This is a genomic window from Gordonia crocea, assembly GCF_009932435.1.
Lineage (GTDB): Bacteria > Actinomycetota > Actinomycetes > Mycobacteriales > Mycobacteriaceae > Gordonia > Gordonia crocea.
Map to the genome: position 1 here is coordinate 351,526 of NZ_BJOU01000001.1, position 19,924 is coordinate 371,449.

A 19,924-nucleotide genomic window follows, 5' to 3' on the forward strand; every position below is an offset into this window, starting at 1 on the left:
GCTCAGCGGCCGACGAGGAACCAGGAGACGGCGAAGCCCACACCGCAGGCCGCCAGCGCGGCAATCCACGTGCCCGCCGCGGTCACCAGGGCCAGGACGTGCTCGCCGCGTCGCGCGAGCGCGACGGTTTCGAAGCTGGCCGTGCTGAACGTCGTGAAGCCGCCGCAAAACCCGGTACCCAGGACCAGGGTGAGTGTGCCGGGCGCCCCGAAAGTCACCAGCCCGGTGAAGAACCCCAGTAGCGCCGACCCGACGACGTTGATGGCGATGGTCGCGATCGGCAGATCGGTGCGCACCCGCGCCTTGACCGTGGCGTCGATGGCGTAGCGGAGCACTGCCCCCGCGCCGCCGGCCGCGCAGGCCGCGACCGCCCAGGTGCTCACGGGGCGGTGTCCGGGTCGACGACGTCGGGTTCGGTGGGCTCGCCGCGTCCGGCGAGGTGGGCGCCGACGAGGAGCCCGATGACGGTCCCGATCGCGCCGAAGATCAGCGTGGCGGTCCCGTAGGTCAGCGCCAGCGGGAGGTGGCCGTCGCGGATGAGGAGGACCTGCTCGTCGGAGAAGGTGCTGTAGGTGGTGAAACCACCGCAGATGCCCGTGCCGCCGAACAGCCGGATGCGTCGGCCCACCTCCTCGTCGACCCGCGACGACGACGCCAGGTACTCCAACAGTGCGGCGAGCACCAGGGCGCCGACGAGGTTGATGGCGAAGGTCGTCGTCGGCCATCGGCCGGGTTGGGCGGGGAACCACTCTTCGAGGAGTAGTCGCAGGGTGGTACCGGCGGTGCCGCCGATGAAGACCAGCGCCAACGCTGAGGGGTCGCGCAGGACCGGGGGAAGGTGGGGCATCGAGGTTCCTTGTCGGCAGGGTCGGGTCAACAACCAGGAACTATCAGCCGATGCGGCGGTTCGGGTGTCGGGCACCCCGGCGAGATCCATCGCCGCGGCCAGTATACGGCTAACCTGGCAGCGTGCCCGTGATCGCCTACTTCGGCCCAGCCGGAACCTTTACCGAGATGGCGGCCAACCGACTCGTCGATACCGGGGCGGGTCCACTGGCCGGTGTCGCCGACGCGGTGACGCTGTTGCCGGTCTCCAGTCCGACGAACGTGATCCAGGCGGTGCGACGCGGTGACGCCCAGTACGGCTGCGTCCCCGTCGAAAGCTCGTTGGAGGGGTCGGTGCCCGCGACGATGGATGCGCTGGTCCCGGACTCCGACGCCGACGCGGTCCAGATTTTTGCCGAGACGGTGCTCGACATCGCCTTCACCATCGGCGCCGCCCGTGCGCTCGAGCCCGACGAGGTGGCGACGATCGCCGCCTACCCGGTCGCCGAGGCGCAGGTGCGCGACGGTGTCGCGGCGCGTTTCCCCAACGCCGCCTTCGTGATGGCGTCGTCGAACTCGGCCGCCGCGAGTGAGGTGGCGGCGGGGAAGGCCGATGCCGCGGTCACCACGCCGGTCGCCGCGGCGGCGAACGGGTTGCACGTGTTGGCCGAGAACCTCGCCGACAGCGACGGGGCCGCCACGCGATTCGTGTTGCTCGGGCGGCCCGGTCCGGTGCCGGCGCGCACCGGCAACGACCGCACCTCGGTCATCGTCGAACTCGCCAACCGGCCGGGTTCGCTGCTCGCCGTGCTCGACGAATTCGCCGGCCGCGGCATCGACCTGACGCGGATCGAGTCGCGTCCGCGGCGCAATCACAACCCGACCGGCGTGGACTACCGGTTCTTCATCGACGCGGTCGGCCACATCGACGACGCCGCGATCGGCGAGGCGCTGCGCGCGTTGTACCGAGGCGTGGAGCGGCTGGTCTTCCTGGGATCGTGGACGGTCGATGGTCAGGGCGGGGCCCCGCCGCCCGATCACGGTCCGAGTGAAGCCTGGTTCGCGCGTCTGCGCGGGACCGAATCCGAGGAGGGCGCCTAATGGCCCGGCTGTACCTGGTCCGTCACGGCGAGACCACGTCGAACGTCATGAACCGCCTCGACACGGCGCTGCCGGGTGCCGCGCTCACCGATTTCGGGGTGCGGCAGGCGGCTCGATTCGCGCTCGACAACATGGTGGCCGCCGAGGCGCCGTTGACGTTGGTCAGTTCGGTGGCACGTCGTGCGCAGCAGACGGCCGAGGTGGTCGGCGGGATTTGGGGTGTGGACCCCGAGGTCGTCGACGGGCTGTATGAGGTCCAGGTCGGCGATCTCGAGGACCGCAACGACCGGCCGGCATACGAGGCGTTCAGCACGGTGGTCGAGCGCTGGCACCATGGCGAGACGTCAGAGCGGTTGCCGGGCGGCGAATCGCTTGACGACGTCCTAGCGAGGTACGTGCCGGCCATCGACGCGATCGCCGCGAAGTTTCTCGTCGGCCCGGAGGCACGCGACGTTTTCGTCGTCAGCCACGGTGCGGCGATCCGGCTCGTCGCGGCCCGGTTGGCGAGCATCGATCCGGGCTTCGCGGTCAGCAACCATCTGTCCAACACCGGCGTGGTCGAACTCAGCTACACGCCGGGAGACGATGTCGAGTGGCATGCCCATCGGTGGGGCAGCCGCGTCGCGCCGTTCGATACCGACGACACCGAGGGCGACCAGAGCGCGATGGGCTGAGCCCGGTCAGGCCCAGCCGTGGTCGTGCAACCACTGGTCGTCGATGCCGAAGTGGTGGGCGACCTCGTGGATCACGGTGATCCGGACCTGTTCGCGCACCTCCTCGGGGGTGGCGCAGATCGCCAGGATCGAGTCGCGGTAGATCGTGATCGTGTCCGGGAGGTAACCGCCGTACTCGCTGGTCCGTTCGGTGAGCGCGATTCCCTCGTAGAGGCCGAGGATGTGCGGGCTTTCCGGATGCGCGGGTTCGACGAGGATGACGACGTTCGACATGGCTCGCGTCAGTTCCTCGGGAATCTCGTCGAGGGCGTCGGACACCAACGTTTCGAACTCCCGGTGGCTGATCCGCATGTCAGCCCGCGGGGGCCGGGACTTCGGCCGGGTTCGGGGCGAGGCCCGGCGGCAGCGGGACCGGGGTGGGCAGGGCGCGGCCCGGGGGAGCGGCCGGCGGCGGGGTGGGGATCTTGCCGTTGATCAAGAGCTGCGAGCGCGCATCGCCGACCAGGGTCGCAAACCCGCCCTTGTGCGGCAGTCCCATGTAGCAGACCGCTTTGCGGCTGCCGGCGAGCCAACCGATCTCCGACACCGTCGACCACTGGATGTTCAGCGTCGTCTTGTCGAACTTCTGCTTGCCGCCCATGAATCGGTGAGCCTGGACGGGGCAGATCGGGGTGAGGAACTTGTTCTGGGCCTCCACGCCCGGCCACGGTTTGCCGGAGGTGCGGGCGCCGAATCGCGACGACATGTCGATCACGCCGGTCGTCTGGAACGCATGCGGTTCGGCGCAGCTGACCGGATAAGTCGGTTGGCGGGTCTGCGGGTTGATGCCGATGCAGGTACCCGGCGCCCACTGCTGGGACTGGTCCAGATCGGCGACGCGCCCGGTGAACTCCATCTCGGTTCCGCCCAGGCCCTGCTGGATGAGCCCGCAGCGCAGCTCGCGCTGGCCGCGTTCCCACTGGGCTTCCGACGGGTAGACCAGGCTGGCGACGAATCGTCCCTGGGGGTCGAACCGTCCGTCGAGGTAGTTGGTGACCAGGACCGGGCACTGCTCGGAGCGGATGACGGCGAATCGTTCCGCGCCGGGCCAGGCGGCGTCGGCGGAGAACTCGCCGCCGGGCAGGATGCGACCGTCGACGGCGGCGGCCACCTCGAAGCGGTGGGGCTCGGTGCAGGCGACCTTGCGCGGGGAGCCGGGCTTGCCCTCGTCCCACTGCAGGCAGTCACCGGGGGCCGACTGGGTGAAGGCATCCTCGGCGACGCGCTCGCCGACGCCGATCTTCGTCCCGCCGAATCGACCGGAGTCGCTGATCAGGTCGGAGGCGTAGGCCGTGGTGGCGATGGCCACTGTCCCGACCACCCCGGCGGCGAGGACGACGCGCAGGGGATGGGTGACCAGCGCGGTACGCCAGTGCGCGAACCGGGACGGTGCGGCGTCGTCGGTTGCGGCGTCGTCGGAAGCATCGTCGACCGCATCGTCGGGTGACTGGGAGGCCAGGGGGTCTGGCGTCGGGATCTCGTCGTCGGAACTCATCCCCTCCATAATGCCCGTTTGACGGCGCATGGGTAGGCTCTGGGAGGTGATCGACCTCAAGACTCTTCGCGATGATCCCGACCTGGTCCGCGAATCGCAGCGTATCCGGGGCGAAGACCCCGAGCTCGTCGACCGGGCACTGGACGCCGACGGCCGACGCCGCGCGGCGATCGTGGAGGCCGACAACCTCCGATCCGAGCAGAAGTCGCTGGGCAAGCTCGTCGGCAAGGCATCCGGCGAGGAGCGGGATCAGCTCCTGGCCCGCGGCAAGGAGCTCGCCGACAAGGTGAAGGCTGCCGTGGCCGCGCAGAACGAGGCCGAGGCGGAGGCTGAGACCGTGCAGCGCGCGATCTCCAACATCGTCGCCGGTGCGCCGGCGGGCGGCGAGGATGACTTCGTTTTGCTGGAGACGGTGGGCGAGCCCCGGGCGATCGAGAATCCGAAGGACCACCTGGAACTCGGCGAGTCGCTGGGCCTCATCGATATGGAGCGCGGCGCCAAGGTTTCCGGGTCGCGGTTCTACTTCCTCACCGGCAACGGCGCGCTGCTGCAGCTCGGGCTGCTCAACCTCGCGGCGCGCAAGGCGGTGGCCAACGGGTTCGAGCTGATGATCCCGCCGGTCCTGGTGCGGCCCGAGATCATGGGCGGCACCGGATTCCTCGGCGCTCACGCCGACGAGGTCTACCACCTAGCCGAGGACGACCTGTACCTCGTCGGCACGTCGGAAGTGCCGTTGGCCGGCTACCACAGCAACGAGATCCTGGATCTGTCCAGCGGGCCCAAGCGCTATGCCGGATGGTCGAGCTGCTTTCGCCGCGAAGCGGGCAGCTACGGCAAGGACACTCGGGGCATCATCCGCGTGCACCAGTTCGACAAGGTCGAGGGCTTCATCTACTGCCGTCCCGAGGAGGCCGAGGCCGAGCACCAGAAGCTGCTCGGCTGGGAGCGCGAGATGCTCGACGCCATCGACGTGCCCTACCGTGTCATCGATATCGCCGGCGGTGACCTGGGCAGCTCGGCGGCTCGCAAGTTCGATTGCGAGGCTTGGGTTCCCACCCAGAACACCTACCGCGAGCTCACGTCGACGTCGAACTGCACCACCTACCAGGCGCGCCGGTTGTCGATCCGCTACCGCGACGAGAATGGCAAGCCGCAGACCGCCGCGACGCTCAACGGGACGTTGGCCACGACGCGCTGGATCGTCGCCATTCTGGAGAACCACCAGCAGCCCGACGGCTCGGTGGTCCTGCCGCCGGAGCTGGCGGCCTCGGTCGGCGTCGAGGTGCTGGAGCCGAAACGGTGAAGCCCCGCGTACTCGCGGTGCTGGCTGCCGTCGCGGCCTTGATCGCGGGTGCGCTTGCCCTGCTGCCGTGGGTCTCGCTGTCCGATCGCGGCCTGCCGATGAGCTGGGCCGGGTTGGGTTTCTACTACGGCGACGACGTCGGCGTCACGCCGTCGATCCAGCCGCTCGGGTGGGCGGTGATCGTCGTGGTCATCGAGGCCCTCACCGTTCTCGGGTTCGAGCTGTTCGCGACCGGTGTGGCCGCCGCCATCAAACGGTGGCTCTACCTCGGGCTCGCCGGGCTCTCGACCGTGGTGGCCGTGCTCGTCGTCGTGATCATCGCGGTGCCGAGCCTGCTGTACGGCAACGCGCTGACTGAACTCGGCGAGTTCGCCGGCGCCGGAACCGTTGTCGGCGGGCGCGACGTCCTGGTGCTGCCAACTCTTGTCGGAGTCCTCTTGTGGCTCGTCGTGACCGCTGCGGCGGCGTTGTTCGCATGGCGTGCCACGGTCAAGGCCGACCACCTCAGCTGATCCGGGCGGTGCGATCGAACTTCCAACACAAAGCAACAACCTCCAACACGGGCTCGCGTTGGAGGTTGTTGTTCTCTGTTGGATCTAGACGGTTGGGCGATCCAACGCCTCGCTCAGACCGATCGCGCCCGACTTGAACAGGTCGGCTACGGCGAACTTCAGCAGCGGCTCGGCCAGGCGCAGCGGGCCGTGGAAGCTGAACTCCACCGCGTAGGTGACGTGGGTGCCGGCGTCGTCGGAACCGATGGTGATCGTATCGACGGCGGTGATCGACTTCTTCTCGCCGACCAGTCGGATCAACGACGTCTGTTCGAGATCGACCACGCAGTAGTCCAATTCGGTTGTCCGCCCGGCGAATTTGCTCGTCACGCGGTACACGGTGCCGACCCCGCCGTCGCCGGTGGTCCGCACTACTTCGACCGCGTTCGGGTCCCACTGCGCAGCGGTGGTGAAGTCGGACAGATACGCGAAGACGGCGTCGGGCGAGGCGGCGGTGGTGACGGTGCGTTCCATCGTGATCATGCGGTGATTCCTCCAGTCAGGTCGGCGGGCAGGTCGAGAGCAGCAGCCACCTGGCGCCAGACGGCGAGACGATCCGGCTCGCTGAACCGGGTGCGTCGCAGGTAGTGCTCCCGGCGGATCTGGCGGTCGTGCCAGAACTGTCCGTTGCGCGGGCGAGGGGCGGTGGCGGTCAGCCAGATGGCGGTGTCGGCTCCTTGCTCGACGCTGCGCAACAAGGGGCCGGTCACGCGGGTGAAGCCGGGTAGGGAGGCACTGACGCCCGGCGTGTCGACCCACCCCGGATGCATCCCGGCGACCAGCACGCCGGCGGACACCCACCGCTGTGCCAGCACCGGCACCAGCGCGGTCTGCACGCGCTTGCTGCGGGCATAGGCCATGGCGCCGCGGTACTCGCCGCGTTCGTACCCGAGGTCGTCGACGGGAAGTCCCGCGGTGTACATGCCGCCCGAGGACATGAAGATGACGCGGGGATCGGGGCGCTTGGCGAGGTTGGGCAGGAGCAGCTCGGTCAACAGCACCGGCCCCAGGACGTGGACGGCCAACGACAACTCGTGACCGTCGGCCGAAGTGGTGCGTTCGGCCGGCATCGCCCCGGCGTTGTGGACCAGCACGTCGACGCCACCGTCGGCGAGCAACCGGTCGGCCAGTTCCCGCACCCGGGACAGATCGGCCATGTCGCAGAGTTCCACCGCCACCCGCGAGTCGGGGAAGCGCCGCGCGATATCGGCACGGACCCCTTCGGCCCGCACGGCGTCGCGGCCGACGAGGATCGGGCGAGCGCCCAGCTCGGCCACGCCCATGGCGATGGCCGCCCCGATCCCGGAGGTCGCACCGGTCACGAGAACTGTGCGACCGGTCAACGCGTCCGGGCGAGGGTCGTCGTCCGGCCATCCGCGTGACCGTGCGGCGTAGCCGATCCGGGAGTAGCCGCCGGCGATCGAGCGGTCCAGGAGTGTGTCGAAGGCGGACATGGGTGTGGTGCTCACTTCTCGCACAGGCGACGGATCTGGTCGTCGCCGCCGGTCGTCGGGGAGGTCAGGAACCGGCACTCATCGGCACCGGCTTTCGCGATGGCCGCTCGTACGTCACCCCATGCGTCGGAAGATAGGCGCGGAGTCCGCGACAGCACGAAACCGGCGTCGCGCGGCTTGTTGAGGACGACGGCCCACGAATAGGTCGGGTTCATCCCGGCCCGTGTCGAGGTGGGGCTCAGCCCCACGACAATGTAGTTGGCGCCCTCGCGGCGCAGCTCCTCCCTCGACGGCGGCCGGAAGTCCACGCGCAACTGCGCGTTGGTCTTCTGGTCGACGACGGTGGCGCGGCCGGTGATCCGGTTGTCCGTGCCGATCCAGGTGGTGCACGAGTTGCGCACCCTCACCGACCCGTCCGGGTTGAGCGAATAGCGTGCCTCGGTGTCCCGAGCACATACCAGGTTGAACGGCTGCGGCATTGCGGCCAGCTGATGCCATTTCCCGAGGTAGGACTGCAGATCCAGACTGCGCGCCGGCTTCGGCGACGCAGCCTGCGCGGAACCCGCGCCGGCGATGAGCACAGTGCTGAGGACGGCGGTGAGGACCGCCAGAATCATGCCCGGTACTGACTTCCTACTCATCGAGATACTCCGTTTCGTCAGGTGATCAGTCGGTGACATCTAGCGATTCGGAGCCGCACCCGATCCGGATGGGTCACAACTGCGCGTACCGGGTGAGCGCCACTTCGCGCTCCTCCCGGTGGTCGACGATCGGGTCCGGATAGGCCGCCGCGGCCGGGTCGGCGAACAGATCGTCGGCGCGCAGCCGCCACGGCTGGTGAACGGCTTTGCCTGCGATGCCACGCAACTCGGGTACCCAGCGACGCACATAGTTACCCACCGGATCGAATTTCTCTCCCTGGGTGACCGGATTGAACACCCGGAAGTACGGCGCTGCATCGGTCCCGCAGCCGGCGGTCCACTGCCAGCCGTGCTGATTCGATGCCAGATCACCGTCGACGAGGTGCGCCATGAAATGTCGCGCCCCGCGCCACCACGGCAGATGTAGATCCTTGGTGAGGAAGGACGCGACGATCATCCGCACACGGTTGTGCATCCACCCCTGCGCCAGCAGTTGGCGCATCCCCGCGTCGACGATGGGAAAGCCGGTGGTCCCGCTGCACCAGGCGCGGAAGGCCGACTCGGCGTCGGGTCCGGAGTTGTAGACCATCGCATCGAACTTGGGGTTGTAATTGCCGCGCGCAGTGTCGGGTCGAGCGTGAAGGACATCGGCGTAGAAATCGCGCCACGCCAGCTGGTTGCGCAGCGTCTGCGCGTCGGGATCGGAGCGGGAACGCAGGTCGTGCAGGAGCGTCCGCGGATGCAGGCAGCCGAACTTCAGATAGGGCGAGAGCCGCGACGTGGAGTCGAGGTCGGGGCGGTTGCGCTCATCGCTGTAGCCGTCGAGATCCTCGCCGAGGAACCGCTGCCATTGCCGCAGGGCGGCTGCCTCGCCGGCGTCGGGGAGACCCGTGACGTCGACGGTGAGGTGATGCGCGACTTCGTCGATGGTGAGCCGATGCGCGACTTCGTCGACGGTGAGCCGGCCGGGGACGCCGCTCGGGTCGAGCCATTCGACTGATCTCGGGCCGGAGTCGGCCGGGGCCCGCCATCCGTGGTCGAGCCAGGCGTTGCGGAACGGTGTGAACACCTTGTACGGCGTCCCGGCGGAGGTGAGGATGCGCCCGGGGGAGACCGCGTAGGGCGAGCCGGTCCGGACCAACGCGGTCGACGGTGACGCCGCGGCCAGGGCGCTGGAGACCGCCTCGTCCCGGGACGACCCGTACGGCCCGAAGTCCGCGCTGACATGGACTTCGTCGGCGCCGATCTGTGCGACCAGCCGCGGGATCTCGATGACGGGGTCGCCCTCGACGACGAACAGTCGGCAGCCCAGCTCCGCGTCAAGCGCACGCAGGCAGCCGGCCAGAAACGCCCGGCGCCGCGCACCCGACGGACCCGTCAGCGTTGGGTCGAGCACGAACACCGCCAGCGCTGAGTCGTGGTCGGCGGCCGCGGCGACGAGGGCCGGTAGGTCGGACAGTCGCAGGTCCCGGCGGAACCAGAGAATCGCGGGAGCGTTCACCCGATCAGTGTGCGGTAGGACCCATCCGGGTGGCGAGCCGCTCCGAATCCTTGATGTGACTGATCTGCAAACCCTCCCCTCACCGGGGCACATCGCCGTGATCGGCAGCGGTGTCGCCGGATTGACCGCCGCCTATCTGCTGTCGCAGCGCCACCGGGTGACCCTGCTCGAGGCTGATACCCGCCTCGGCGGCCACGCCCACACCCACCGGATCACCGCCTCGGACGGCTCCGAGATCGCGATCGACTCCGGCTTCATCGTCCACAACGACCGCACCTACCCCACGCTGCTGCGCCTGTTCGAGAGCCTGCGCGTCGCGACCCAGGACACCGACATGTCGATGTCGGTGCGCTCGGACCTCACCGGCCTCGAGTACGCCGGCGCGCTCGGGGCGTCGGGCCTATTCCCGACCTGGCGCAATCTCACCCGCGGGCGGTACCTGCTGATGCTGGCCGAGATCAAACGATTCCACCGCCTGGCCCGCCGCGTGCTCGACGACCCGGGCGACGACGAGCCGCTGGCCGACTTCGTCGCGCGCACGCGTCTGTCGGGCTACTTCCGCGAGAACTTCCTGCTGCCACTCGTCGCCGCGGTGTGGTCCTGCGACGCTCAGACCGCGGCCACCTATCCGGCCCGCTACCTGTTCGCCTTCCTCGACCACCACGGCATGCTCTCGGTCTACGGATCGCCCGCGTGGCGCACCGTGACCGGCGGTTCGGCGACGTACGTGCAGGCGGTCGCCGACTACCTCGCCATCCGCGGCGGAGAGGTCAGGGTGGGAACGCCGGTGGAGCGCGTCGTCGATAATGCCGAGGGGGTCACCGTGACGGCGGGCGGGAGCGAGACGCGGTTCGACGGGGCCGTCATAGCCACGCATCCCGGCCAGGCGCTGGCGATGCTGGATGAACCGACCTCGTTGCAGCAAGCGGTCCTCGACACTCTCTGGTACGCCTCGAAACCCGCTGTGCTGCACACAGATTCATCGCTGCTGCCGAAGGCTCGCCGGGCCCGCGCCTCGTGGAACTACCAGATCCGCTCCGACGGATCGGAGGTTGCGGTCACCTACGACCTCACTCGCTTGATGCGGCTGTCTCAGGGGCCCGAGCGCTACCTGGTGACGATGGGGCGCACTGACCTGGTCGACCCTGCGACGATCCTGGCTGAAATGACCTACGAGCATCCGGTTTACGACGCCGACTCGGTCGCCGCGCAGAAGCGGCTGCCGGAAATCGAGACCGAGCGGATCGCCTTCGTCGGGGCCTATCACGGTTGGGGCTTCCACGAGGACGGCGCCGCATCGGGCGCCCGTGCCGCCGCACGCTGGGGTGGCCGGTGGCCGGACGGTTCGCCTGCGGTCGTGTCGCCGCACACTGGTTCCACAGGGGAATCGCGATGACCGCGGCGTCGATCGTCCACACCCGGATCACCCACTCCCGCCGCGCCCCGGTCGTGCATGGGTTCGGCTACCGCGGCGTGAGCTGGCTGGTCGACATTGACGACCTGCCCCGCCTACCGCGCGGCTTGGGCTGGCTCGCACGGTTCCGTGCCGACGACCATTTCCCGCAGCCCCGGACCCCTGCGATGACGCTGCGCAGTCGGTTGGAGGAGTACCTCGACAGCGTCGACGTGCCGCGCCCGACGGGCCGGGTCACCGCACTGACGTCGCCCCGGGTCGTCGGCTACGTCTTCAACCCGATCACGGTCTTCTGGTGCCATGACCGTGCCGGCACGCTCAGCTACGTCGTCGCCGAGGTGCACAACACCTACGGGCACCGATTCTGCTACGTCGTGCAGACCGACGCCGACGGCCAGACGACGGTGGACAAGCAGTTCTACGTCTCTCCGTTCAACGATGTGACCGGCCGCTACCGCCTCACCCTGCCCGACCCGCTCGCCGCGAACAGCCACGGCCGGGTCCGGCTGGCGGTGTGCCTGGACCGCGACGGCCAGCCGCCCTTTGTGGCCACCCTGACCGGCCGCGCCACACCGGCCACCACCGCCGAGATCCTGCGCGCCCAGCTGCGCGCTCCGCTCGCGCCGTGGCTCGTCGCCGCGCGCATCCGGCTCCACGGCATCTGGCTCTGGTCCCGCGGACTGCGTATCCAGCCACGGCCCGCCTCCCCCCAACCCCCGATCAAAGGACTGCACCCATGACGATCAACGAGATCAGCGATCAGACCCAGATACGAGTCGACTCCCGGCGGTGGCCTGACGTCGCCCAACCGCCGACCAGCCGGATCCGCGCCCGGGCCGCCCAGTGGGTCTTCACCACGGCGGTGCGCCAGTTGCCAATCACCGTCGAATACCCCGACGGGCGCCGCGACGGCCAAGGCATCGGCTGGGTGAGCCCGCGGATGATCCTGCGCAACCCGCAAGCGCTGTTCCGCCGTGTCGGCAGCAGCGGACTGATCGGGTTCGGCGAGGCGTTCATGGCCGGTGACTGGACCACCGACGACCTGGTCGGTGTACTGACCCCGTTCGCCCAGCGGGCCGGCGACCTCGTCCCCGCTCGGCTGCAGCGACTGCGCCCGTGGGTCCTGCCGCGCCAACCCGAGAACGAGAAGAACACCGTCGCCAACACCCGGTCGAACATCTCGCGCCACTACGACCTGTCCAACGACCTGTTCGCGGCGTTCCTGGATGAGACGATGTCCTACTCCAGCGCCTACTTCGGCAGCGACGACGACGCCGCCACTGCGACATGGGACGACCTCGCCGACGCCCAGCACGCCAAGATCGACCGCCTGCTCGACCAAGCCGGCGTAGGTCCGGGCACCCGGCTGCTGGAGATCGGCACCGGCTGGGGTGAGCTGTGCCTGCGAGCCGCTCGGCGCGGAGCCACCGTCCGCTCGCTGACGTTGTCGAGCGAGCAGCGCGACCTCGCGTTGCGCCGGATCGGCGACGCCGGGTTCGCCGACCGGGTCACCGTCGACCTGCTCGACTACCGGCTCGCCGATGGGGAGTACGACGCGGTGGTGTCGGTGGAGATGCTCGAGGCCGTGGGCCGCGAGTTCTGGCCGACCTACTTCCGGACCATCGAGGGTCTACTCGCGGCGGGCGGGAAGGCCGCCATCCAGGTGATCACCATGCCGCACGACCGGATGGTGGCGTCGGAACAGACCTACACCTGGGTGCACAAATACATCTTCCCCGGCGGGCAGCTGCCGTCGGTCGACGCGTTGCGCGAAGTCATCGCGGCCCACACCGGATTGCGGATCACCGGCGAACTGGCGATGGGAAAACACTATGAGCGCACCCTGCGCCTCTGGCGCGAACGATTCGGACGCCAGTCCGGCCGCATTGACGAACTGGGCTTTGACTCCGTCTTCTCACGGATGTGGACCTTCTACCTGGCCTACTCCGAGGCCGGCTTCCGGTCGGGTTATCTCGACGTCTACCAGCTTCAGCTGGAGCGACCCGACTGAGGGGATTCGGGCCCGATCTACCCGGACGACGGGAGTCGCGGCTAGCGTAGGTCTCGATGAGACTCACCGACCGACGACCGCGTCTGCCATGACCGCGGCCACAGCTGAGCTGGATGATCTATTGGCGCGAGTCGCCGACGGGGACCGTTCCGCTTTCGCGGAGTTGTACGACCAGACCAGCTCGCGGGTCTACGGGATGATCCTGCGCGTCCTGCGCGATCAGGGCTACAGCGAGGAGGTCACCCAGGAGGTCTACCTCCAGGTGTGGCGGGAGGCCGGCGCCTTTCGGTCGAGCCAAGGCAGTGCCATGTCCTGGTTGCTGACCATCGCCCATCGGCGCGCGGTGGACCGAGTGCGGTCGGAGAGGTCGGCCACGGCTCGCGATACCCGCTACGGCATTCGCGAGCTCGTCGAGGTGACCGAGAGCGTCGAGGAAGACGTGCTCCTGCGCGACGCGGGTCGCCAGACCCGCCGGTGCATCGAGACGTTGACCGATCGTCAGGCCGAAGCCGTGAGCCTGGCCTACTACGAGGGATTGACCTACCGCGAAGTGGCCACGACGCTGTCGGTGGCATTGCCCACGGTGAAGAGTCGGATTCGCGACGGATTGATGCGGTTGAGGAGGTGTCTGGAAGGTGAGTGATGCCGCTGATGAGATCACGGTGGAGAACCTTCTCGAGTTCGCCCCGCTTCTGGCCCTCGACGCGCTGAACGAGGTGGAGCACGCACGCCTGCTGCGAGTCGTCGACCAGGCCGGTCCGGCGCTGCGCGAGGAGTTCCGTGCCGAGGTCGCATTGTTCCGCGAGCTCCTCGTGAACCTGGGCGAGGCTACCGCGACATCGCCGCCGGTCGCGCTGCGGGGTCGGCTGCTGGACCAGATTGACGGGGATGAGACGGGGCCATCGGGGATCGGTGGCGACGACCGGACCGGTGCCGATCGCGAACCCGGCGCGCCGATCCCGATCACCGCTTCCCGCTCCCGACGGATGCGCCTGATGCTGTCTGCGGCGGCCGCCGCCGTCGTCGTCGGCATCGGCGGTGGCGCGATCGGATACTTGACCGCGCAGCGCTCGGCCCCGCCGTCGTCGCAACAACAGGCCGATCAGGTCTTCACCGCACCGGATGTCCGGACGACGACCGGCCTGGTGGCCGGCGGCCGCGCAACGGTGACTTACTCGCCGTCGAAGGGAGCGGGCGTGCTGGTCATGAATGATGTTCCCCGTCCCTCGCCCGGGCAGATCTATCAGATGTGGCTGCAGGGCCCCGACGGCTCCCGCCTCGCCGGGACGATGACCGAGAAGGACATCGGCACATCGACCACCGCCGTCATCAAGGACATGAAGGGCGCGACGGCGGTCGTGTTCACCGTCGGCAACGCGGCGACGCCGGACAAGAGGGTCGGCGACCCGGTGGCCACCTTGCCGCTGAGCTGATCGGCGTTTCGACCTGCGCGGGTCAACCGACCAGATCGGGGTGGTGGCGTGCGGCGACGTCGGGGTGGGCCCGGAGGCGGGCCTTGAGGATGTTTTCGCCGAAGGTTCCCGAGATCGGATTCGACGGGTCGTCTTCCACGCCGCGCGCCCGGGCGGCGAGCTCGGGCGGCAGCGCGATGCGCGGCATCGTCGCCGACAGAGCCGGGTTGAAGAAGAACGGAACCGACGGTCGTTCGGTGCCCGCCGGCGGGGACACCACGCGGTGCAGCGTTGCGCGAAGGTAGCCGTCGGTCGCCCACTCCAGGGCCTCGCCGATGTTGACGACGAACGCGTCCTCGACTGGGGGAGCGTCGATCCAGGCGGTGTCGGAGCCCTCGCCGACCTGGACCTGTAGCCCGCCCTTGCCGGGTTCGACGAGCAGCAGCGTCAGCACGCCGGGGTCCTTATGGGCGCCGACGCCCTGGCGATCGTCGGATTCGCGGCCGGGGTAGCGGACCAGTTTGATCAGGGCAGACGGCCGGGTCGCAAACGCCTCGTCGAAGACGTCCTCGGCGGCGCCGAGGCTCAGCGCCCATTCGCGCATGAGGCGCAATCCCAGTGCGCTGCACCGGTTCTGCCAGTCGGTGACGACCTCGCGCAGTTCCGGTAGCGCGTCGGGCCACAGGTTGGGCCCGTCCAGTCGCAGGTAATCCGGGCCGCCGGCGGTCTCGGGGAGCGGCTCGTACTCGGCCGCCAGATCGATCTGCTCGCGCCAGTCGATCGCGCCCTGCGTGTACTCGCCGCCGAAGCGCGTGTAGCCGCGGAACTGCGGGCTCTTCAGCATCTCGACGGCGAACTTGTCGTCGTCGGGCAGGGCGAAGAAGGCTCGGGTCGTGGCGAACAAGCGCTCGCGCACCGACCGGTCAATGCCGTGCCCCACGAGGTAGAAGAACCCCACCTCGTGGGTCGCCGTCAGCAGGGCGTCGCGGAAGGCGGCCCGGTCAGCGTCACCGCCGTCAAGAAGTGCCAGGTCGACGATGGGTAGTTCGCTGATCACCCAGCCAGCCAATCACAGAAGCGAACCGGTGGCCAGGGTGGCGATCGCGGTGATCGCTAGCTAGCGCCGGCCGGGCTGGCCCAGCTGCATCCCGACGATGGCGGCGAGGTTGTCGCCGACGAGGTTGGCGAAGGCCGGCCAGGCCTTCTGGTTGAGCGCGACGGTGCCGGCTTCGAAGCGGCTGCAGCCCTTCTTGGCAGGTTTGCCGTTGAACCGGTCGTTGAGCCAGACCATCGACGACGGGTAGCTGAGCGCGGCGAGGGTGACGTGCTCGCTGAAGTGGTCGCGGACGTAGTCGATCTGGGCGCCCGGGCGGCTGCAGTACCGCTTCACGGTGCGGTCGACTTGGCCCACGGGGACGACCTCGTCCATCACGGCCTGGGTGATGAGCACGGGGAAGTCGGGCGTGGTGCGACTCATCCGGAGTTGGTTGAGGACCTTGCGAGGCGTCGGGTAGGCCAGCGGGTCCCCGGGCAGGTTGAACAGGCCCTTGATGTTGACGAACGGCGCGATCACCGAGTGATAGGTCAAGCAGAGCGGGTTCTTGGCTGCGACGAGTGCCTGACCCAGCGGGTTCATCCGCTGGCGCATGAACCGTTCCAGCTCCGGGTACTCGCGGGCCACGCCGATCATGCCGCCCATGATGAGCCCGGAGGTCAGTCCGCCGTTGGCGTTGTTCAGCAAGTCGGTGATGTCCGCGGGGACACCGCCCATCGCGGCGCCGACGACGTTGAGCTCGGGTGCGTAGGACTTCTTCAACTCTGCGGCCCAACCGGTCGCGATCGCGCCGCCCGAGTAACCGGTCATGGTGATCTTCGCGTCGTCGCTGATGCGTGCGGGACGGAAGTTCTTGGCGGCGCGGATGCCGTCGAGGGTGATCCGGCCGGCGAGCGGCCCGGCCGCATACGCGGAATCGGGGCCCTGGTGGTCTGGGATGACGAGCGTCCAGCCGGCGGCCAGCGACGAGTTGATCAGCAGTCCCTCGGCGCTCGCGTCGGCGTTACCGCTGATGTTCGACGGGATCGATCCCATCTGGAGCTGATACGACGGTGAGCAGTAGAGCGCCGTGCCGTCTTCGGCGATTTGGTAGGACAGCACCCGCGTCGTCTTGCTGGTGCGCGGGCCCTTGGGCTTGGCCACGGTCGCGACCGCGGGAATCGCCTCGCCGCGGGTGTTCGTCGACCGGTAGGAGATCAGCCAGGCATCGACGTTGAGCGGCAGGAACGAGTAGGTGGCGAGGTTGACGCGCCGGGCGGCGATGAGCTCGCCGGGCTTGAGGTTCTTGTACTTGCTCTTCGCGGGAAGGTAGAAGTCCCGGTCGAACTCGGGGATCGCCGGCGGGACCGGGAACGGCAGCACCGGCTGCACCTTGGGCTGCTTCGCGGTCGTCGACGGCGCGGTGCCGTGCTTCGGCGCGGCATGCGTCGTACCGATGCCGGTCGCCAGCAGGGTCAGCGACGTGAAGGCGGCGACGACGACGGCAAGCAATCTCGAGCGATGGGCTCGTGTGGTCATGGTAACTCCCCGGGGCTAAATGTGAGACGTTCGCGTATCACTTCTCGGGAGAACCTAGCAGACCTGTGGTCCACAACACAACGCGGATCCGGTGTAGCGGCACCGACTCCGCTACTCCTACATCAGGAGAAGGTCGGCCGGGCCACTCGAGCCGCCGATCCGATTCCTTCGGAGAAGACCGTCACGATCTGATCCCACGTGAGGTCCAGGACCCACGCCGTGACGTTGTCGCTCGCATCGGTGAAGTAGTAGCGATCGGGTTGGTCGGTACGAAAGAAGCGCCTGCCCGGAACGATGCCCGACGGTTTAGCTTCCTCAATCGAGGACCAATTGGGCGGTAAACCAGCGTCGAGCCACCTCCATTCAACGGGGTCCAGCCTTGGCTGGAGGGCCAATCGTATGGGGGTTGCAACTATTGACCCGGAAAAATACTTTGCGGCATCGCCAAATATGCCGAACCAGGCAACCTCCACATTGGAGAACGTGTGACCGCGGTCGCCGCGGCCCGACTTGCGTAGGCTGAATCGAGGCCCTTCGCAGCAAATCGAGTAGTTTGTATATATCTCAGCTTGATTGGCGTCAAGCGCGCTCGGAATGACAACGCGATCGCCATCAAGGTAGACGCGGCCGAGTGTCCGGGGGTCGGATCGAGTTAGCGCATCCGCGAACAGCGCGTCCTGCACTTCCTTCCAGTACCCCATTGTGGCCATAAAGTTGTTCAAGCCATCCCAAGGATCATTCATTAGGTACTCCATAATCCGCTACCCGCCTGGTGCTACTTCAAAATGCCGCGGCGCAACAGTTCTGCCACCGGGACGTGTTCCCCAGCCTCATTGACGACCACCCACTGCGTACCGCCACCGTTCTGGCCAAATGCCCCGGCGACTTCACCGTGCTGAACCTTCCACCCGTCAGGAAGCGGGTTTGGGCCAGTTTGGTAAGTATGGTATTCGTTCGCCGTCCCGGGCGCGAGTGCCCGTTGGCTGTAGGGCGTGCCTTCGGTTGCGAGAAATGAGCCGTTTTCACTGCCAATGCGATCGAGCTTTAGATCTGGGGGAAGGGTATCCGATGTGGTGTATTGTCCGTCCTTGAACCCATTATTCTCGGGCCACTTCCAGGACCCGTCCTTCCAGTACTTGTCGACGATCTGTTCCGGGGTCATATTGCGATACGGGTTTGACGCGATCGCTTCGTCGATGATGTGCTTGGGTACGCCTTGAGCCTCGAGCTCGCTGCGCAGCAGCGCCGGGTCGACCGCGCGTTGAAGCTCACCGTGAGCCCAGTCGGGGAGTCGCTTGAGGGCATTGGCCAGGCTGTTGGCCCGGACCGCACCCTTGCTCAGATTCATACCGAAGACCGTGGCGCGTGAACCCATGAGTGCACCGAGATCGCCTGCCGCGGCCCCGACCGGGTCAAGGATATAGCTGGCACGCTGCATGAGCCCCCCGGTGACCCGGGTCAGCGCCTTGATCATTCTGGCTATCTTCGCGCCTACCCGGGTGGCGCGAGCGATGCCGGCCGCGGTGGACAAGACGTTGCTGAGTCCCGCAGTGACCAAGGTCAAGAGTGCGCCTATGACGGCCCCCCCGACCAACTCGCACATGAGTTGCTTGACTTCGTCGGCTATATTGTCGCGGGTCTCTTTAACGTGGCTGCCGAAGTCATTGCACATCTTGGCGGCGGAGTCGCACGAGCCGGCAATTCCCGACAGGTGGGTCTGAATGAATGCAGCCTGGTCCTGAGCGGGAGTTACCTCGACCGATTGCTCGTTGGCGATGTGGGCTATGGCGGTCGCTACGTCGCCGTGATGTTGCCGCAACGAGGTGGCTGCAGCGGTCCATGCGTCGCCAGCGGCTTGTAGCTTTCCAGGGTCACCATCAGGGAATACCTCTCCCTGAATGAACTCTTTAAGCTTCTCCCAGTTCGACGGCTCCCCAGGGCCGCCAAATGTGGATCCAAGATTGACGACTGGTATTGATTCAAGGTTCTTCGCCTCGCCCGATGGGTTGGTCGGGGTACACAGTGCATAGTGCTGATTTGCGTTCGCGTGGTTGACAGCTGATGCGTCGAGGAGCTCGGCCATCCTTCCGCATGCGTTGCCCATCAGGGCAATGCCGGCGAGCAGGCTATCGTCGCCGTTCACGGTCTTGTCATAGGCCGAGGAGAACGATCTACCGGCGGCATCCTGACCTGCCATGGTGTCAGATGAGCCGAGTGTGAGGACCAGCCGGTCCAGGGCTCGCCGGATATCCCCTTGCAACTGCTCGAAGGCGTTCGCGGCAGTCGTAAACTGAGTAGGGCGGACAGCTACGGGAGGGCTCACGGCCACATCTTCCGATGCAATTCTTGAACCCCGTTGAAGGCCGTATGTGAGTTGCGTGCGGCGGCAGCGATATCGCTGGTGCCGTCGCGCAGATCTTTCATGCCAGTATGCCAGCGCTGGTGTGCTTGGTGATGAGCCGTCGCGGCTTCGCCTTCCCAGTTGACGTGGAGTTCATCAACCTTTGAGTGAATGGCTTCGACCTGGTCGTCAACCCTTTCCACGAACTTCTTGAGCTCGGCGACGAACTCATCGAGTTCGGTCAGGTCGACTCGGAATCCGCCGTCAGACATCGAGGTTCAGGGAGACGGGAGCACCTGCGGTGCGCAGGACCTGGCGGGTTTCATTCTCTTGTGTCTGGTACTGGTGTGCGGCACTGGCGAGGGCTCGAGTCATATCGTCGAGGCTCTGCAGCACGTTGTCGAAACCGGTGCTGCACTCCTCCCAGGGCTCTCCGTAGGACTCCGCCGCGGATCCGGTCCACGACGCTCCGAACAGTGACCTGGCCTTCTTCGCCATGGCCTCCCAGTCTTGCGAGAGGTCCTTCTGGACTTGTGAGATCTCCCCGGAGATGGCGAGCATCGTCACGATATCCGCTCTAAATGTCATCT

The 19,924-nt window shown here is 67.5% G+C and carries 23 protein-coding genes and 1 riboswitch; of the genes, 9 read left to right on the forward strand and 14 right to left on the reverse strand.

Annotated elements, in window-relative coordinates:
• Nucleotides 1-2: 2 nt before the first annotated feature.
• Both nbrcactino_RS01620 and nbrcactino_RS01625 read right to left on the reverse strand, forming a co-directional pair.
• Nucleotides 3-383 (reverse strand): fluoride efflux transporter FluC, encoded by a 381-nt coding sequence (locus nbrcactino_RS01620; protein WP_161925780.1) that lies wholly within the window; start codon nt 381-383, stop codon nt 3-5.
• Nucleotides 380-847 (reverse strand): fluoride efflux transporter FluC, encoded by a 468-nt coding sequence (locus nbrcactino_RS01625; protein WP_161925781.1) that lies wholly within the window; start codon nt 845-847, stop codon nt 380-382. The genes nbrcactino_RS01620 and nbrcactino_RS01625 overlap by 4 nt, the downstream gene beginning before the upstream one ends.
• A gap of 27 nt (nt 848-874) precedes the next feature.
• Nucleotides 875-950, reverse strand: a riboswitch (Fluoride riboswitch).
• A gap of 19 nt (nt 951-969) precedes the next feature.
• Between nbrcactino_RS01625 and pheA the strand changes: the two genes are divergently transcribed.
• Together pheA and nbrcactino_RS01635 are read left to right on the forward strand one after the other, a co-directional pair.
• Entirely contained in the window at nt 970-1,926 is a 957-nt protein-coding gene (gene pheA / locus nbrcactino_RS01630) for a prephenate dehydratase (RefSeq protein ID WP_161925782.1), read from the forward strand.
• Nucleotides 1,926-2,600, forward strand: coding sequence for a histidine phosphatase family protein (locus tag nbrcactino_RS01635; protein ID WP_161925783.1), 675 nt, complete (start codon nt 1,926-1,928; stop codon nt 2,598-2,600). Before pheA ends, nbrcactino_RS01635 begins: the two co-directional genes overlap by 1 nt.
• A gap of 6 nt (nt 2,601-2,606) precedes the next feature.
• Here the strand turns inward: nbrcactino_RS01635 and nbrcactino_RS01640 are convergent, their stop codons facing one another.
• Entirely contained in the window at nt 2,607-2,951 is a 345-nt protein-coding gene (locus nbrcactino_RS01640) for a metallopeptidase family protein (protein ID WP_161925784.1), read from the reverse strand.
• Between the two features lies 1 nt (nt 2,952).
• Nucleotides 2,953-4,134, reverse strand: a complete 1,182-nt coding sequence (locus tag nbrcactino_RS01645) for a septum formation family protein (protein WP_228460615.1) — start codon at nt 4,132-4,134, stop codon at nt 2,953-2,955.
• A 46-nt stretch (nt 4,135-4,180) separates the two neighbouring features.
• Between nbrcactino_RS01645 and serS the strand changes: the two genes are divergently transcribed.
• Together serS and nbrcactino_RS01655 are read left to right on the forward strand one after the other, a co-directional pair.
• The gene (serS, locus tag nbrcactino_RS01650) at nt 4,181-5,437 is read left to right on the forward strand and encodes a serine--tRNA ligase (RefSeq protein ID WP_161925786.1); all 1,257 of its coding nucleotides are present in this window, start codon (nt 4,181-4,183) and stop codon (nt 5,435-5,437) included.
• On the forward strand, nt 5,434-5,949 hold the full coding sequence (locus nbrcactino_RS01655) for a hypothetical protein (protein ID WP_161925787.1): 516 nt from the start codon (nt 5,434-5,436) through the stop codon (nt 5,947-5,949). Before serS ends, nbrcactino_RS01655 begins: the two co-directional genes overlap by 4 nt.
• Nucleotides 5,950-6,033: 84 nt before the next feature.
• Here the strand turns inward: nbrcactino_RS01655 and nbrcactino_RS01660 are convergent, their stop codons facing one another.
• The 4 genes from nbrcactino_RS01660 to nbrcactino_RS01675 all read right to left on the reverse strand — a co-directional run bounded on the left by nbrcactino_RS01660 (nt 6,034) and on the right by nbrcactino_RS01675 (nt 9,584).
• A complete protein-coding gene (locus nbrcactino_RS01660) occupies nt 6,034-6,471 on the reverse strand; it encodes an SRPBCC family protein (protein WP_161925788.1) in 438 nt (145 codons plus the stop codon).
• Entirely contained in the window at nt 6,468-7,442 is a 975-nt protein-coding gene (locus nbrcactino_RS01665; protein ID WP_161927528.1) for an SDR family NAD(P)-dependent oxidoreductase, read from the reverse strand. Before nbrcactino_RS01665 ends, nbrcactino_RS01660 begins: the two co-directional genes overlap by 4 nt.
• Before the next feature lie 11 nt (nt 7,443-7,453).
• A complete protein-coding gene (locus tag nbrcactino_RS01670; RefSeq protein WP_161925789.1) occupies nt 7,454-8,083 on the reverse strand; it encodes a lipocalin family protein in 630 nt (209 codons plus the stop codon).
• A 73-nt stretch (nt 8,084-8,156) separates the two neighbouring features.
• Nucleotides 8,157-9,584: a cryptochrome/photolyase family protein gene (locus nbrcactino_RS01675; RefSeq protein WP_161925790.1), complete on the reverse strand. Its 1,428-nt coding sequence runs from the start codon at nt 9,582-9,584 to the stop codon at nt 8,157-8,159.
• A gap of 55 nt (nt 9,585-9,639) precedes the next feature.
• On the opposite strand from nbrcactino_RS01675, the gene nbrcactino_RS01680 reads away from it, so the two are divergent.
• From nbrcactino_RS01680 to nbrcactino_RS01700, 5 genes are all read left to right on the forward strand, one after another.
• Nucleotides 9,640-10,980: an NAD(P)/FAD-dependent oxidoreductase gene (locus nbrcactino_RS01680; protein WP_228460616.1), complete on the forward strand. Its 1,341-nt coding sequence runs from the start codon at nt 9,640-9,642 to the stop codon at nt 10,978-10,980.
• Complete coding sequence (locus nbrcactino_RS01685) at nt 10,977-11,738, forward strand: DUF1365 domain-containing protein (protein ID WP_161925791.1); 762 nt, start codon at nt 10,977-10,979, stop codon at nt 11,736-11,738. The genes nbrcactino_RS01680 and nbrcactino_RS01685 overlap by 4 nt, the downstream gene beginning before the upstream one ends.
• The gene (locus nbrcactino_RS01690) at nt 11,735-13,009 is read left to right on the forward strand and encodes a class I SAM-dependent methyltransferase (RefSeq protein ID WP_161925792.1); all 1,275 of its coding nucleotides are present in this window, start codon (nt 11,735-11,737) and stop codon (nt 13,007-13,009) included. The genes nbrcactino_RS01685 and nbrcactino_RS01690 overlap by 4 nt, the downstream gene beginning before the upstream one ends.
• 88 nt (nt 13,010-13,097) lie before the next feature.
• Nucleotides 13,098-13,652 (forward strand): ECF RNA polymerase sigma factor SigK, encoded by a 555-nt coding sequence (gene sigK / locus nbrcactino_RS01695; protein WP_161925793.1) that lies wholly within the window; start codon nt 13,098-13,100, stop codon nt 13,650-13,652.
• Nucleotides 13,645-14,442: an anti-sigma factor gene (locus nbrcactino_RS01700; RefSeq protein ID WP_161925794.1), complete on the forward strand. Its 798-nt coding sequence runs from the start codon at nt 13,645-13,647 to the stop codon at nt 14,440-14,442. Before sigK ends, nbrcactino_RS01700 begins: the two co-directional genes overlap by 8 nt.
• A 22-nt stretch (nt 14,443-14,464) precedes the next feature.
• On the opposite strand, the gene nbrcactino_RS01705 is transcribed toward nbrcactino_RS01700, so the two are convergent.
• The 6 genes from nbrcactino_RS01705 to nbrcactino_RS01730 all read right to left on the reverse strand — a co-directional run bounded on the left by nbrcactino_RS01705 (nt 14,465) and on the right by nbrcactino_RS01730 (nt 19,922).
• A complete protein-coding gene (locus nbrcactino_RS01705) occupies nt 14,465-15,478 on the reverse strand; it encodes an isopenicillin N synthase family dioxygenase (RefSeq protein WP_228460617.1) in 1,014 nt (337 codons plus the stop codon).
• 60 nt (nt 15,479-15,538) lie between these two features.
• A complete protein-coding gene (locus tag nbrcactino_RS01710) occupies nt 15,539-16,993 on the reverse strand; it encodes a lipase family protein (protein ID WP_161925795.1) in 1,455 nt (484 codons plus the stop codon).
• Between the two features lie 122 nt (nt 16,994-17,115).
• On the reverse strand, nt 17,116-17,736 hold the full coding sequence (locus nbrcactino_RS01715; RefSeq protein WP_161925796.1) for a hypothetical protein: 621 nt from the start codon (nt 17,734-17,736) through the stop codon (nt 17,116-17,118).
• Between the two features lie 32 nt (nt 17,737-17,768).
• Complete coding sequence (locus nbrcactino_RS01720) at nt 17,769-19,316, reverse strand: TNT domain-containing protein (RefSeq protein ID WP_228460618.1); 1,548 nt, start codon at nt 19,314-19,316, stop codon at nt 17,769-17,771.
• Entirely contained in the window at nt 19,313-19,606 is a 294-nt protein-coding gene (locus nbrcactino_RS01725; protein WP_161925798.1) for a WXG100 family type VII secretion target, read from the reverse strand. The genes nbrcactino_RS01720 and nbrcactino_RS01725 overlap by 4 nt, the downstream gene beginning before the upstream one ends.
• The gene (locus nbrcactino_RS01730) at nt 19,599-19,922 is read right to left on the reverse strand and encodes a WXG100 family type VII secretion target (protein WP_161925799.1); all 324 of its coding nucleotides are present in this window, start codon (nt 19,920-19,922) and stop codon (nt 19,599-19,601) included. Before nbrcactino_RS01730 ends, nbrcactino_RS01725 begins: the two co-directional genes overlap by 8 nt.
• Nucleotides 19,923-19,924: the final 2 nt, after the last annotated feature.

Bases quoted from the DNA above. Each gene is read 5' to 3' on its own strand.
- nbrcactino_RS01625 (WP_161925781.1), bottom strand. From the start codon at position 847: ATGCCCCACCTTCCCCCGGTCCTGCGCGACCCCTCAGCGTTGGCGCTG.
- nbrcactino_RS01635 (WP_161925783.1), top strand. From the start codon at position 1,926: ATGGCCCGGCTGTACCTGGTCCGTCACGGCGAGACCACGTCGAACGTC.
- nbrcactino_RS01640 (WP_161925784.1), bottom strand. From the start codon at position 2,951: ATGCGGATCAGCCACCGGGAGTTCGAAACGTTGGTGTCCGACGCCCTC.
- nbrcactino_RS01645 (WP_228460615.1), bottom strand. From the start codon at position 4,134: ATGAGTTCCGACGACGAGATCCCGACGCCAGACCCCCTGGCCTCCCAG.
- nbrcactino_RS01660 (WP_161925788.1), bottom strand. From the start codon at position 6,471: ATGATCACGATGGAACGCACCGTCACCACCGCCGCCTCGCCCGACGCC.
- nbrcactino_RS01665 (WP_161927528.1), bottom strand. From the start codon at position 7,442: ATGTCCGCCTTCGACACACTCCTGGACCGCTCGATCGCCGGCGGCTAC.
- nbrcactino_RS01670 (WP_161925789.1), bottom strand. From the start codon at position 8,083: ATGAGTAGGAAGTCAGTACCGGGCATGATTCTGGCGGTCCTCACCGCC.
- nbrcactino_RS01685 (WP_161925791.1), top strand. From the start codon at position 10,977: ATGACCGCGGCGTCGATCGTCCACACCCGGATCACCCACTCCCGCCGC.
- nbrcactino_RS01690 (WP_161925792.1), top strand. From the start codon at position 11,735: ATGACGATCAACGAGATCAGCGATCAGACCCAGATACGAGTCGACTCC.
- sigK (WP_161925793.1), top strand. From the start codon at position 13,098: ATGACCGCGGCCACAGCTGAGCTGGATGATCTATTGGCGCGAGTCGCC.
- nbrcactino_RS01710 (WP_161925795.1), bottom strand. From the start codon at position 16,993: ATGACCACACGAGCCCATCGCTCGAGATTGCTTGCCGTCGTCGTCGCC.
- nbrcactino_RS01715 (WP_161925796.1), bottom strand. From the start codon at position 17,736: ATGAATGATCCTTGGGATGGCTTGAACAACTTTATGGCCACAATGGGG.
- nbrcactino_RS01725 (WP_161925798.1), bottom strand. From the start codon at position 19,606: ATGTCTGACGGCGGATTCCGAGTCGACCTGACCGAACTCGATGAGTTC.
- nbrcactino_RS01730 (WP_161925799.1), bottom strand. From the start codon at position 19,922: ATGACATTTAGAGCGGATATCGTGACGATGCTCGCCATCTCCGGGGAG.